Origin of the sequence: Loktanella sp. R86503 (genome assembly GCF_042466455.1) — a bacterium.
Taxonomy (GTDB): domain Bacteria; phylum Pseudomonadota; class Alphaproteobacteria; order Rhodobacterales; family Rhodobacteraceae; genus Loktanella.
On the sequence record NZ_JAXHCI010000005.1, the window covers coordinates 22,195 to 34,398 of the forward strand.

The following is a 12,204-nucleotide window of genomic DNA, read 5'->3' on the forward strand; positions in this document are numbered from 1 at the left end:
GCCATCAGCTGGCCGCCGGGGCGGCGGCCACTTTTTCCGCCGCCTGCATGGCAAGTTCGTCCTTGCGCCAGGCCCCCAGCAGCAGGGTTTTGAAAGCGGCATAGGTTGCGTCGAACGTCTCTCGGCCCCGAGCATAGGTTTCGCGGTTGAAGTCGCGGTAGTCGGCCTCATAGATGCCCTGCACCTGTTCGCCCGCCTGACCAATCAGCGCAGTGAAGTCCTGACGGTGCGGCGACAGCGTTTTGCCCAGATAGGCCTGCATCAGCCCCGCCAGTTCCGCCTGCTGGTTGCCGTCATAGCGCGTGACGACGGCGCGGACCGCGTCCCACTGGAACGCCATCTCTGGCCGGCCAAGGGCACGGGCGGCAAGGTTCTCTCCATCCTCGATCGACTGAAAGGTGGTGTGGAGCATGTCAAAGAAACGGCCCGTCGAGTCGAATTCAAGGAACGAGGCACCGACAGGCACCAGCAGGATATCGGCTGCGGCAAGCCCGTTGATGGTCAGGTAGCCAAGGGCAGGGGGGGTATCGATAAAGACGACGTCATAGTCGTCCAGCACGCCGTCCGCCTCCAGCGTATCGGTCAGCGCGTCCCACAGCTTCCAGCCGCGCCCTTGCATGCGCCAGACGGGAACCTGAAATTCCGCCCAATACAGATTCAGCTGGGCGCCGATCAGGTCGATATTGGGCCAGTGGGTTTTCTGGATCAGGCTTTGGGCCGTGACGTCCAGCGCCTCTGTCAGCGTCTCGTCCAGTGCGATCGGATTGTCGCCCCGGTCCATCCGCCGCTGGTTATCCGACTGCAGGTGTTTCGCATAGTGACGGGCCAGCAGGGGAAAGACCGTCTGCCATTCATCCGCGACGCTACCGCCAAAGACCGAGGTCATCGAGGCCTGGCTGTCCAGATCGATCACCAAGACGCGGTAGCCGTCCAGCGCCGCCGACATCGCAAGATGCGCCGCGGTCGATGTCTTGCCAACGCCGCCCTTGAAGTTGGCGACAGCGACCATTTTCGCCGGCAGCCCCTTGGGACGGTAGGGCTGGTATTCCTTCGCCTTGGACCCCTCCTTGCCGAAGTGGGCGCGCAGCGTCAGGACCTCGTCCAGAGTGAACCACTTGGCGCCGGCCTCTGTCTCGCTCCGCCCCTGCGGCCAGTCGGGATGCTGCTTGAGCACGCGGCGGAAATGGGCCTGCGCCACGGGGATCAGATAGCGGGTGATTTCCCAGGTTGAGAAAAGGCGCAGATGCCGCTTGCCATCCTCTGCCAATCCGCGCCCCGCCAGATCATCACGCCCGGCGCGTGCAGCGCCCGCGATGGCGGCAAAGCCGCCGGTGGTGACAGGATCATCCAGATCCCCCATCGCCTGATCGGGGTTGATGCGGAAATAGGGGGGGAGTGTCGTGCTGCTGCTCATTGCCATTTCGCCCTTATGTGCGGCCTTTTAAGCAAGATACCATAAAACGCCGCACATGAAACAAAAGGTTGCACATGTACTGCATTTTCTTAGCAAATCATGGGGTTTTGTTGCACGCAGCCGCTTGCTGGGGAGCAGGACTAAAAAAATTACGGTGTTAATATCCGTTAGGTGATAGTTACGGTGTTCTGCCTTTTGTGCAAAGCCCTGAATCTATGCGGGGAAATGTGCATCTGAAACGACGTTGCGACTCTGATACCCCGAAGCGGCGACTCTGAAACCCCGACCCAGCGACTCTGATACCCCGATCACATACGGTTTACAGACGGTTGTGGATAACTCTAGGGTGTCACTGAAACCACGAAGATACTTCGGGTGATTCCGGCAACGTCCGGAAGAGCAGTAAAGCCCCACAATAACCGGGGCGCAAAAGGCAGGCACGCGGCATGACAGCTTTAGCACACGGGCAGGGGGGACCTGCGGATTTTTTCGTATGCGATATTTTCGATGCTGCCCCAAAGACGGATATGGGCGGGATGGAGCATCCGATGTTCTCGCTCTCGACCCGGCCCGACCGGACGATCCGCCAGTATGCCCGCGGCGATACCACCATCACGGTGACACCTTCCGTGCGCGGCCGCGCCACGATCCATGACAAGGATATCCTGATCTATTGCATCAGCCAGCTGATGGCGGCGCTGAACGCAGGCCGCAGCATCGCGCGCAAGCTGACGCTGACAGCGCATGATCTGCTGATCGCCACGCGGCGCGATACGGGGGGCGACAGCTATGCGCGCCTGTGCGAAGCCTTCGAGCGGCTGGCGGGCACCCGCATCACCACCAACATCACCACGGGCGATCAGGAAACCACCTCCGGCTTCGGCCTGATCGAGGCCTGGGAGATTGTGCGCAAATCCCGCGGCGGGCGCATGGTCAGCGTCAGTGTAACCCTGTCCGAATGGCTGTTCCGCGCTGTGCAATCCAAATCCGTGCTGACCCTGTCACGCGACTACTTCACCCTGCGCAAACCGCTGGAGCGGCGCATCTACGAAATCGCGCGCAAGCACTGTGGCCAGCAGCGGACCTGGCGCGCATCGGTGGCGACCCTGCACGACAAGGCCGGATCGGACGCGCCCCTGCGGGTGTTCCGTGCTGCGATCCGTAAAATGATCGTTGCCAACGGCCTACCCGATTACGCACTGGAAGAAGAAGCCGGCGACATCATCTGCATCACCCGCAAGGGCATGAGCGCTGATCAAGCCGGCCTCGCCCCGCTGAAGCCCGAAACACTGGACGCCGCCCGCACGGCGGCACCGGGCTGGGATGTCTATGCGCTGGAATCCGAATGGCGCAGCTTCTGGGCCACCTCCGGCCGCCCGGCGCTGCGCAGCGCCGACGCGGCTTTCTTGGGCTGGCTCAAGGGGCGTGTGACGCGCTGATCCGCATCATCTGGCCAGAAATACTCCGGGGGACGGCGTAGCCGGGGGGCAGCGCCCCCTCTTGGCCCGCCGCTTAGAACAAGTCCCGCCACACCGCCCCGTCAAAGCAGCGCAGCACATTGCCTGCATCGTCATAATAGACCGTTCCGCGCACCGGCGCGGCGGGTGCCGTGCCCGGCACCAACTGGGCGAAGTGATGCAACTGCACACCCCCCGTCGCAGCCATTGCCGTCAGTGCCGTACGCCAGGTTCCGCCAGTGGCACTGACCTTGATTGAGAAATCATCATTCCCCGCCAGCCCCATCTCGGCCCGGCCGGAAAAGCCGGTCTGATACAGCAGGCTCGCCGTATCCCCGGCGCTGGCCTTGTTCACCTTTACCTGATGCCCGCCGCCCGCGTGGTTCAGCAACGTCGCAGGGGCAGAGACCGTCAGACGGTTTGCCGGATCAGACGCGGCACCGATACCGACACCGGGCAGGTTGTTCAGATCGTTGGTATCTAGTCCGACAGGATTCCATGCGGCACCGCTCCAGACCTTCAGCGCGCCCTCGGCCAGACCCCAGGCGCGCCAGCCGGGACCGGGCGTAATGAAATACCAACCGTCGCCGACATAGCTGGCGATCTGCCCGCCATGTCCGGCCCAGACGCCGGTAGGCGTGGCGCCAAGCGCCCAGGATTGGCCGTTGACCGGACTGGCGGCGGGGACGGTTGCTTCGAACTGCTGCACCCGCAGCTGCACCATGATGTCGAGACGCTCTAGCGCCTCATTGTGGGTGACGTGTTTTTGCGCCTGTGCGGCTTCGATGAAGGGCAGATCAAGGCGGGGAGTATAGGTTGTCATGGGCTGGCTCCTGCAACTGGACGGGGATGCAGGACTTTTGTCGCGCTGTGGTGAATGAACCTTGCCGGGTGCGGCCGGGCAGGGGCGGCGCGGCGCAACAGGTTGCGGGGGAAGCGTGGGTTGATCAATCTGGCGAAGGCTTGCGTAAGCATCCGCAGATTCCGGGAAAATACCCCGTATTTACCGCGTAATAGCCGCGACGGAGCCAACGTAGTTGCCAGATCACCGATTTTCCGACAAAGAACGGTGCAACAGGGCGGGCCTGAATTAGGGCACTGCTTGCAACGCATTAACCAGAGAGACTTTTATGACCAAGCGCGCACTTATTACCGGGGTGACCGGCCAAGATGGATCCTATCTGGCAGAGTTTCTGCTGGAAAAAGGCTATGAGGTGCACGGTATCAAGCGCCGCGCATCGTCGCTGAATACCCAGCGCGTGGATCATATCTATGAAGATCCGCACACCGACAATGCGCGTTTTAAGCTGCATTACGGCGATCTGGCGGACAGCTCCAACCTGACGCGGATTATCTCTGAGGTGCAGCCGGACGAGGTTTACAACCTTGGTGCTCAGTCGCATGTCGCCGTCAGCTTCGAGGCACCGGAATATACCGCCGATGTCGATGCCATGGGCACCCTGCGTCTGCTGGAGGCGATCCGCTTTCTGGGGCTGGAAAAGAAGACGCGCTTCTATCAGGCCTCGACCTCTGAACTTTATGGCCTTGTGCAGGAAACGCCCCAGACGGAAACCACGCCTTTCCACCCGCGCAGCCCCTATGCGGTGGCCAAGATGTATGCCTACTGGATCGCCGTGAACTACCGCGAGGCTTACGGCATGTATGCTTGCAACGGCATCTTGTTTAACCACGAATCCCCGCGCCGCGGCGAAACCTTCGTGACGCGCAAGATCACCCGCGGTCTCGCGAACATCGCGATGGGCCTCGAGGATTGCCTTTATATGGGCAACATCGATTCACTGCGCGACTGGGGCCACGCCAAGGACTATGTTCGCATGCAGTGGATGATGCTGCAGCAGGATACGCCAGAGGATTACGTCATTGCCACCGGCGTGCAGTATTCCGTGCGCGAGTTCATCATCTGGTCGGCGGCAGAGCTGGGCATCAGCCTGGAATTCACCGGCACCGATGTCAGCGAGATTGCGACCGTGACCAAAGTGGAAGGCGACAAGGCCCCCCACGTCAAGGTCGGCGATGTGGTGATGCGCATCGATCCGCGCTACTTCCGCCCGGCCGAGGTTGAAACCCTGCTGGGCAATCCCGCCAAGGCCAAAAAGAACCTTGGCTGGGTGCCAGAGATCACAGCCCAGGAAATGTGCGCTGAAATGGTCGCCAGCGATCTGACCTCTGCCAAGCGCCATGCCCTGCTCAAAGAGCACGGGCTTCAGATGCCGGTCAGCCTGGAAGGGTAAAATCATGCGCATCTATATCGCAGGCCATCGCGGCATGGTGGGCGGCGCGATCCTGCGCCAGTTGCAGGCGCGCCGCGATGCGGGCGAGGATCTGACGCTGATCACCCGCACCAGCGCGGAACTTGATCTGACCGATCAGGTGGCGGTGCGGGACTTCATGGCGGCCCAAAAGCCGGACGCCGTGATCCTGGCCGCGGCCAAGGTGGGCGGGATCATCGCCAACAACACCTATCCGGCGCAGTTCATCTATGAAAACCTGATGATGGAATGCAACGTCATCCATCAGGCCCATGCGGCGGGCGTTCAGCGTCTGTTGCAGCTGGGATCAAGCTGCATTTACCCGCGCGAGGCGCCCCAGCCCATGGCAGAGGATGCCCTGCTGACCGGCACGCTGGAGCCCACGAACGAGCCCTATGCGATCGCCAAGATCGCGGGCATCAAGCTGTGCGAAAGCTATAACCGTCAGTATGGCCGCGATTACCGGTCCGTGATGCCGACGAACCTTTATGGCCCCGGCGATAACTTCCACCCCGAAAACTCTCATGTCATGCCCGCCATGATCCAGCGGTTTCATAACGCCGCCAAGGTAGGCGACGCAGAGGTCGTGATCTGGGGATCCGGCAAACCGATGCGCGAGTTCCTGCACGTTGACGACATGGCTGCCGCATCGCTGTTCGTAATGGATCTGGACCGCGCCACCTATGAGGCCGAAACCGATCCGATGCTGTCTCATATCAATGTTGGGACCGGGCAGGATGTAACCATCTTGGAACTGGCGCAGCTGGTGGCACAGGTCACAGGCTTTCAGGGCAAGATTACCACAGACCCCAGCAAACCCGACGGCGCGCCGCGCAAACTGATGGACGTCAGCCGCCTGGCCCGCATGGGGTGGACGGCGGATATTGCCTTGGCGGACGGCGTCGCCCAGACCTATGCGTGGTATCTGGACCAGCTAGGTAAGGGCGCTGCGGTGCGGGCGAAGTAAAATATAAATTCTTGTAGGGTTTATTATACTTGGGCCGAGGCTGCCGTTTAAAAAATTACTTTTTGTGAGGCGTCGGGAAGTAATAATATTCTAGATGCATTTAATATTTATAGTAAAAATCTATTTTTATAAAATGTCCGACAATTGAAAGTTACTGGTGCAAACGCAAATTCTTATTTACGGAAACAAGAAAAATATCGACAAATTGGGGATTTATAGCTCTCTTTTCGACATAAATTTGAAAATTCAACGAATTATTAAAAGGTAGATTTAATAAATAAAGCATAAGTTTCAGTTTTATCAGGCCTTCGAGTCGGACGGGGTAGGGGGCTTAAACAAAAAATCTGAATTCAACCCCATGCACAGTAGAAAATACGACGCGCTGTCTCATCCGTGACGACGTGTCATAGCAGCTTAATCTCTGGCAGGTACTGGCACGACGGCAATGATGTCGCCGTCGTGGATTGGCCAGTACTTATTGGCACACACGGCTCAAGGACGTGAATGTCTTGCACGCACCCGGACACAGCCCCGTCGATCACGTCCAGCCTGATCGATCAATTGATGCACCCCAATCGGGACAGGATCCCAAATAGGGGCGTAAACGTCGTTCCATGTTGCGGGCTTCCCTTGAGACTGTGAGCCTTCTGCAGACACGCGAAACAATGTATGTGTTCATATGTACACATGCAGAGAGATGATGCGATGACCGGTAGTACGACGATGACGATCCGGCTTGATCCGCAGCTGAAAGAAAAGCTGGGCAGACTTGCGGAAGGCACGCAGCGCAGCCGGTCCTTTCTGGCGGCAGTGGCGGTCGAGACCTATGTGGACCGGGAGCTGGCGATCATCGAAGGTATCGAGCGCGGAACGGCAGACGTTGAGGCCGGCCGCACGGTCAGTCATGACGAGGCAATGGCATCCATACGGCGCAGGATCGACGCGGCAGTTGGCGGGGCGGTGTGAGGCGACCTGTCCGCTGGTCCAGCGATGCTCTTGCCCACTTGACCGATCAACTGGCCTATATCGCGTCCGAGAACCCCTCAGCGGCGCGCCGTGTCGCTGACGCTTTGGACCGCACTGCACTGGCCCTTGGCGACATGCCGACCGGATGCGCCGGGCGGGTGACGGGCACCTACGAGAGGTCGGTGACGGGCCTGCCCTACGTCATCGCCTACGCGCTGATGCTGCAGGGCGGTGTGGAGGCGGTTGCAATTGTGCGCGTGATCCACACTCTCCCAGCTTGGCCCGATTAGGGGTGGCGGGTTCCAAACGCACAATCGCCCCATCCGAACGGATCTCTCATAAAGCACTTGAAGAGTGCAATCTGATATTGGGTTCTTATCTCGCCCTGTCTTAGCCCCCGTGAAAATTGACCCACGTCATGGACGTTTAAGCACTACCAATCCAATCCCGGAGCCTTCTGGTATGAATTATCATAACGATCTGACGGTTAGTCATGACGCCAAAGCCATCCCGTATCGTGCAGGTGTGCCGCGCAAAGATGGTGAACGGAACTTCGGGTTCGTCAACCTGAAGGCCAATCCCGAGGCAATGCTGGAGGTGGCGGAACTTAAAGGTGACGAGGCCTTGCGGCACCTCATCGAGGCCATCAACGCCCCCGAAACAGGTCTTATGACGATTGGCTGTTCAAGCGGCTTTGTGACAGAGGCATCTAGCTGCCGAAAGACAGGCTACGTCGAAGTTTCGTTTGCAACCGATCAGATGGTCGAAGACGCTCAGAATTATTTTCCGCTTTTTTATCATTTCAGCCGCGCCCTGTCCGACGCGCACTTCGACGCGCACGTACATTTCAGCTGGGACTTGATGCCAGCACGGTTCGTGGAAAGCGAAGTTGATGGGTTCACCATCGCAATCAATTTGAACACAGGGTTTTGCGAGACGCCTCAGGACGCGGTGGACATCTGGGACGTCGCAACTCAGTTTCTCGCGACGTTCTTAAATTCAGTACCACTGATGGATGGCGAGCCGCTTCTCTGATCGGCAGCGGCGCTTGGGCACTTCCACAGACCAATGAACCCGCCGCATATACGGTTTAAAAGCGCAACTGGCTGACCATCGACTGGCGGAAATTCCGTGGTAGTTTGATCCTAAATGGTACAATGCGAGCGAGGCGAACCCGTGGCTAATAAAGCAGGCAAGAACGTTCCAAAGAAGTCGCAGAATGACCCAACACAATTGCTGGCGACTGGCACACGCGTTGCTGCCAGCAATGATGGCATCCGCGGACAACGCCTGAGAGAAGTGGTGGACATGGTGTTCCACTTATCTAACGCATCTGAAGAAGACATGTTGGCCAAGATAGCCCGCGCCATCGAACTCTATGAAGATCTCCGACCTGTCGATGGGCTGGAGGGCATGCTGGCGATTCAGATGGTCGGGACTCATGAGGCAGCCGCCGAATGCCTGCGCCGGGCTGCGCTTCAAAATCAGACGTTTGAGGGCCGAGATCTGGCCCTGAAGCATGCGGCTAAACTTATGACGCTCTACCTCAAGCAGGTTGCCGCCCTCGACAAGCATCGCGGCAAGGGCCAGCAAAAGGTCACTGTGGAGCATGTTCACGTCGCCGCTGGAGGTCAGGCTATCGTTGGAAATGTTGAAGCTGGCAGCCGCGCCCTGTCTTCTACGGGCGACGCGGCCGCCATCGGGCATCAGGCGGAAGTTCCCCTCGATGTCAGTGGCCAGAAAGTGCCACGTCGGCGGCGTAAGCCGAAGGCGGAATAAGGCTGATGGCCAACCACCATTCGCGGAATACTGACCCAATGATCAACAGCCCCCGATGCGGGGCCAAAACCCGCCAGGGAACACCGTGCCGAGCGCCAGCTGTTGCGGGCAAGCTTCGGTGCCGCATGCACGGCGGTGCCGCCGGCTCAGGTGCCCCCAAAGGTAACAGCAATGCACTGAAGCATGGGCTCTATACGGCGGACGCCAAAGAGATGCGGCGACACATCCGTGAGCTCAGTCAAAAGACCAAAGACATCATAGACGATATCTGAGGGCACCGATTGACGATAGGTGAGGGTTCCAACTTACCATAAACCTTATGCTGCTGCGCGCGTTCTCAGCGGCAGGTGTTTCCCAAGGTCTGCCAGCGGCGTCAGCGTTGGCTGAATAACAGATCAACGCTTGAAAAATATCCGCCGCGCCGCCAAGCCGAGAAAAATGCCAATCGTGACGCCAAGTCCATCAGCCAAAAAATCGAACATGTCGGCAGATCTTCCAAACACAGGCTGAATGGCTTCGATGATCCCGCCGTATAGGGTTGCGAGACATCCAAAGCGCAGGCAGCCCTTTGGGCGCAACAGTGCCGTGGGAAAGATAAGCGCGGCGAAGGCTATCATATGATAGAGCTTGTCGACGCCTTGCGGGCCAACGGACATCGAGGCCTGCGGTATCAACGTCAGTGTGGCAATGGTCGCAGCAAAGCCAAGGGACAGGAGGAGCCAAACGGTGGTCCGGCTTTGAATGAATGTCATTGTAATAGTGTTTATTTGCTCTCGTCAGGCTTTGGTAGGTGGATACGGATGCCGGGGGCGTCGTCAGGCGCTCCGATAAACTCAATGCCGGCTTGTTCAATAGCGTTCCGAATTGCCTCAACTGTGGCGTTCCTGCCTTGAGGATTTTCTGTTCGAGCCTCTATCATTTTGATTGTACGAACCGAAATGCCGGACGCATCTGATAGATCTTTGATAGACCATCGCAAGGCGGCGCGAGCAGCCCTAATTTGCTGAACTGTCAGCATTGAAAGAAGCTTAAATTGCACTTAAGGTGCAAATATGAATGAAGGATTCTCAGCATTACTTCCTGACTGGCGCTTACAGTTTAGGCGCCTTGAAGGCGCTTATGCGCCTGCTACAATGCGAAGTTATTATTCTGATGTCGAGGCCTTCGAAACCTGGTGTCATCAACAGGCGCTGACGCCGTTTCCCGCCACAGTCGAAACCGTCTGCGCCTTTTTGGAAGCTCAGGGTCAGGTTGTCGCTCCAAGCACCGTGAAGCGGCGGCTTTATGGCATCCGAAAAGTACACCGTCTGCTTGATCTGCCGGACCCCACTTTGCATGAAGACGTCAACCTTGCGCTGCGTAAGGTGCGCCGCCTGCGGCCCAATCGCCCCAAGCAGGCGAAAGGCATGACGCGCGACTACCTTGAAAGATTTCTCGAGGTGCAGCCCGATAGTCCCTGGGGTCTTCGCAACAAAGCCATGCTGTCGCTCGGCTATGATCTGCTCACGCGGCGGTCCGAGCTTGTTGCTCTGCGGACAGAAGATATCGCCTGGCGGCGGGACGGGACACTTCAAGTCCTCATCCGACGCAGCAAGACCGATCAATATGGGGATGGCCGCATTGCGTTCACATCACGCAGGTCGGCTAAGCTACTCGAGGAGTGGCTGGAGTATCGAGGTATGCACATCGCGCCACTGTTCTGCCCCATATACCACGGCAAGGCGATCAATCGGGAATTAACAGATATGGTCGTGCGTCGCCTGATCAGAGAATCTGCTAAAAAGGCCGGTTTCGACCACTCCATCGCTCTAGCTTTCAGTGGGCATTCGATGCGGGTGGGCGCTGCACAAGACCTGCTCTCCGCTGGCCATGATACGGCAGCCATCATGCGCGCAGGAGGGTGGAAGAGCGTGGATGTCCTAACGCGCTATCTCGAGTACGCCGAGTTTAATGTCTGGGCGTGAGTGCGCAGAACGACACAATGCTATCTTCGCACCGTATATAAATATATCGATATCACACCTACTGCCAAGTGGCATAGATCCGCATAGTCTTGGTTTGAGCGCAAGCGTATTTCTGAACCAACAAAAGAAAAAACCAATCGGAAAAGTTATGTCAATTCTTATAATTTGCATTAACGCGCGAGATTCGTTTCGATCACATCACCCAAACAACCAGACCCGCGATCAATCCGTAGCTCACTAAAAAACTAGCAGACCAAGTAGTAAGAATGAGCCAATTCATAAAATCGCCCTCAATTGCTAATAAATCCAATTTTTGGGGGGGGAGGTAACAGGGAGACGACATTTTTGCGAATTTTTTATAACTATAGATTTATCCGTCTAGGTATTAAATCTAGACGTCTGATGGAACTAATTTAAGGTGACTCTGTATGGTTAAGATGTCCCGGTTTTGCAAATGCATTCGCAGGGCGTGAGGTAAATGTACGTCCTGAAACGTTGTACCGTCAAAGCAGCCCGCATCCTTCACGCCCGTGAAATGTAGTAATTATTGGCCAATAACAGTTATGTGTCACTCATCACATTCGTACTAATGGAAATATGAAATATTCAGCATATCTTTATCTCTTAGCATAAGAAAACCGTTCTAAAATTACATCCCAGACAAAGATAGGTGCAGAAATACCCATACGTCGCCACAATCGCCGGGGCTGTTTGATGAGGCGAGGTAGCCACTCCAGCCCAAGTTTTCGGAAAATTGGAGATGACCGTTTGACTTGGCCGGTGTAGAAGTCAAAGACTGCTCCAACGGCCCCTACAAAAGTAACGGGTAATCGGTCTATATTTTGGTAGATCCACTTTTCCTGCTTTGGAGCTGTCAAACCGACCCAAAGCACGTCGGGATTTGCATCGACAATCTTCGAAATCATTAGATCGATATCAGTTTTATCAAACTCAGATTTAAACGGCGGAGAATACAATCCCACTAATTCTACGTTGGGATAATCTTTGACCAACTGGCCTGAAATCATCCCTAAGGTCTTTTCGGTGCTGCCAAGAAAAAATACACGGCCATTGGTTTTATCTAGGTGACGCATAATTCCGTGAAAAACATCAAACCCAGTAATCCGCTCCGTCACCGGCCTTCTCAAAAACTTACTAGCCAAAACAATACCAACTCCATCGGGAACGAGCCAATCAGCATGCTTTAGAGCTTCCGAAAATAAAGGATCAGATTTTGCAACTACGTACGAATGCGGGTTGATACAAGCCATCCATTTGCTGGCCTTCTGGGCATTATTAATTGAACTTACTATATTTAAATTACATTCAGAGACGGATTCATCTTCTATCTCATATCCAAGAAGTCGTTGCGACATAAGTCTAACCT

General features: G+C 56.7%; 14 protein-coding genes. 9 read left to right on the forward strand and 5 right to left on the reverse strand.

Annotation, left to right across the window (positions count from 1 at the left end; all coding sequences use genetic code 11):
* Positions 1-4 precede the first annotated feature (4 nt).
* Positions 5-1,414, reverse strand: a complete 1,410-nt coding sequence (locus SJY10_RS16545) for an AAA family ATPase (RefSeq protein ID WP_386684976.1) — start codon at positions 1,412-1,414, stop codon at positions 5-7.
* A gap of 446 nt (positions 1,415-1,860) precedes the next feature.
* On the opposite strand from SJY10_RS16545, the gene SJY10_RS16550 reads away from it, so the two are divergent.
* A complete protein-coding gene (locus SJY10_RS16550) occupies positions 1,861-2,853 on the forward strand; it encodes a replication initiator protein A (RefSeq protein WP_386684978.1) in 993 nt (330 codons plus the stop codon).
* A 73-nt stretch (positions 2,854-2,926) separates the two neighbouring features.
* Here SJY10_RS16550 and SJY10_RS16555 read toward each other — a convergent pair whose 3' ends face one another.
* Positions 2,927-3,694, reverse strand: a complete 768-nt coding sequence (locus tag SJY10_RS16555) for a DUF2793 domain-containing protein (protein ID WP_386684980.1) — start codon at positions 3,692-3,694, stop codon at positions 2,927-2,929.
* Positions 3,695-4,001: 307 nt separating this feature from the next.
* On the opposite strand from SJY10_RS16555, the gene gmd reads away from it, so the two are divergent.
* The 7 genes from gmd (at position 4,002) to SJY10_RS16590 (ending at position 9,125) form a co-directional block, all read left to right on the forward strand.
* Positions 4,002-5,123, forward strand: a complete 1,122-nt coding sequence (gene gmd / locus SJY10_RS16560) for a GDP-mannose 4,6-dehydratase (protein WP_386684982.1) — start codon at positions 4,002-4,004, stop codon at positions 5,121-5,123.
* 4 nt (positions 5,124-5,127) lie between these two features.
* Positions 5,128-6,108 carry a GDP-L-fucose synthase family protein gene (locus SJY10_RS16565; RefSeq protein WP_386684984.1) on the forward strand — a complete coding sequence of 327 codons (981 nt, stop codon included), beginning with the start codon at positions 5,128-5,130 and terminating at the stop codon, positions 6,106-6,108.
* 705 nt (positions 6,109-6,813) lie between these two features.
* Positions 6,814-7,074, forward strand: coding sequence for a CopG family ribbon-helix-helix protein (locus SJY10_RS16570; RefSeq protein ID WP_386684986.1), 261 nt, complete (start codon positions 6,814-6,816; stop codon positions 7,072-7,074).
* Positions 7,071-7,364, forward strand: a complete 294-nt coding sequence (locus SJY10_RS16575) for a type II toxin-antitoxin system RelE/ParE family toxin (protein WP_386684988.1) — start codon at positions 7,071-7,073, stop codon at positions 7,362-7,364. The genes SJY10_RS16570 and SJY10_RS16575 overlap by 4 nt, the downstream gene beginning before the upstream one ends.
* Positions 7,365-7,536: 172 nt before the next feature.
* Positions 7,537-8,109 (forward strand): hypothetical protein, encoded by a 573-nt coding sequence (locus tag SJY10_RS16580; protein ID WP_386684990.1) that lies wholly within the window; start codon positions 7,537-7,539, stop codon positions 8,107-8,109.
* 141 nt (positions 8,110-8,250) lie between these two features.
* Positions 8,251-8,853 carry a hypothetical protein gene (locus SJY10_RS16585; RefSeq protein ID WP_386684992.1) on the forward strand — a complete coding sequence of 201 codons (603 nt, stop codon included), beginning with the start codon at positions 8,251-8,253 and terminating at the stop codon, positions 8,851-8,853.
* Between the two features lie 38 nt (positions 8,854-8,891).
* Positions 8,892-9,125 (forward strand): HGGxSTG domain-containing protein, encoded by a 234-nt coding sequence (locus SJY10_RS16590; RefSeq protein WP_386685137.1) that lies wholly within the window; start codon positions 8,892-8,894, stop codon positions 9,123-9,125.
* 123 nt (positions 9,126-9,248) lie between these two features.
* Here the strand turns inward: SJY10_RS16590 and SJY10_RS16595 are convergent, their stop codons facing one another.
* Positions 9,249-9,605 carry a VanZ family protein gene (locus SJY10_RS16595; protein ID WP_386684994.1) on the reverse strand — a complete coding sequence of 119 codons (357 nt, stop codon included), beginning with the start codon at positions 9,603-9,605 and terminating at the stop codon, positions 9,249-9,251.
* A gap of 11 nt (positions 9,606-9,616) precedes the next feature.
* Positions 9,617-9,871, reverse strand: coding sequence for a multiprotein-bridging factor 1 family protein (locus SJY10_RS16600; protein ID WP_386684996.1), 255 nt, complete (start codon positions 9,869-9,871; stop codon positions 9,617-9,619).
* Between the two features lie 34 nt (positions 9,872-9,905).
* On the opposite strand from SJY10_RS16600, the gene SJY10_RS16605 reads away from it, so the two are divergent.
* Positions 9,906-10,817 carry a tyrosine-type recombinase/integrase gene (locus SJY10_RS16605; protein WP_386684998.1) on the forward strand — a complete coding sequence of 304 codons (912 nt, stop codon included), beginning with the start codon at positions 9,906-9,908 and terminating at the stop codon, positions 10,815-10,817.
* 617 nt (positions 10,818-11,434) lie between these two features.
* Here the strand turns inward: SJY10_RS16605 and SJY10_RS16610 are convergent.
* Entirely contained in the window at positions 11,435-12,193 is a 759-nt protein-coding gene (locus SJY10_RS16610; protein ID WP_386685000.1) for a WecB/TagA/CpsF family glycosyltransferase, read from the reverse strand.
* Between the last annotated feature and the right edge of the window lie 11 nt (positions 12,194-12,204).

What these genes read in the sequence shown, in the direction of transcription:
- SJY10_RS16565 (WP_386684984.1), top strand. Translation starts at nt 5,128, where the DNA reads ATGCGCATCTATATCGCAGGCCATCGCGGCATGGTGGGCGGCGCGATC.
- SJY10_RS16580 (WP_386684990.1), top strand. Translation starts at nt 7,537, where the DNA reads ATGAATTATCATAACGATCTGACGGTTAGTCATGACGCCAAAGCCATC.
- SJY10_RS16600 (WP_386684996.1), bottom strand. Translation starts at nt 9,871, where the DNA reads ATGCTGACAGTTCAGCAAATTAGGGCTGCTCGCGCCGCCTTGCGATGG.
- SJY10_RS16555 (WP_386684980.1), bottom strand. Translation starts at nt 3,694, where the DNA reads ATGACAACCTATACTCCCCGCCTTGATCTGCCCTTCATCGAAGCCGCA.
- SJY10_RS16595 (WP_386684994.1), bottom strand. Translation starts at nt 9,605, where the DNA reads ATGACATTCATTCAAAGCCGGACCACCGTTTGGCTCCTCCTGTCCCTT.
- SJY10_RS16550 (WP_386684978.1), top strand. Translation starts at nt 1,861, where the DNA reads ATGACAGCTTTAGCACACGGGCAGGGGGGACCTGCGGATTTTTTCGTA.
- SJY10_RS16610 (WP_386685000.1), bottom strand. Translation starts at nt 12,193, where the DNA reads ATGTCGCAACGACTTCTTGGATATGAGATAGAAGATGAATCCGTCTCT.
- gmd (WP_386684982.1), top strand. Translation starts at nt 4,002, where the DNA reads ATGACCAAGCGCGCACTTATTACCGGGGTGACCGGCCAAGATGGATCC.
- SJY10_RS16570 (WP_386684986.1), top strand. Translation starts at nt 6,814, where the DNA reads ATGACCGGTAGTACGACGATGACGATCCGGCTTGATCCGCAGCTGAAA.
- SJY10_RS16605 (WP_386684998.1), top strand. Translation starts at nt 9,906, where the DNA reads ATGAATGAAGGATTCTCAGCATTACTTCCTGACTGGCGCTTACAGTTT.
- SJY10_RS16545 (WP_386684976.1), bottom strand. Translation starts at nt 1,414, where the DNA reads ATGAGCAGCAGCACGACACTCCCCCCCTATTTCCGCATCAACCCCGAT.
- SJY10_RS16590 (WP_386685137.1), top strand. Translation starts at nt 8,892, where the DNA reads ATGATCAACAGCCCCCGATGCGGGGCCAAAACCCGCCAGGGAACACCG.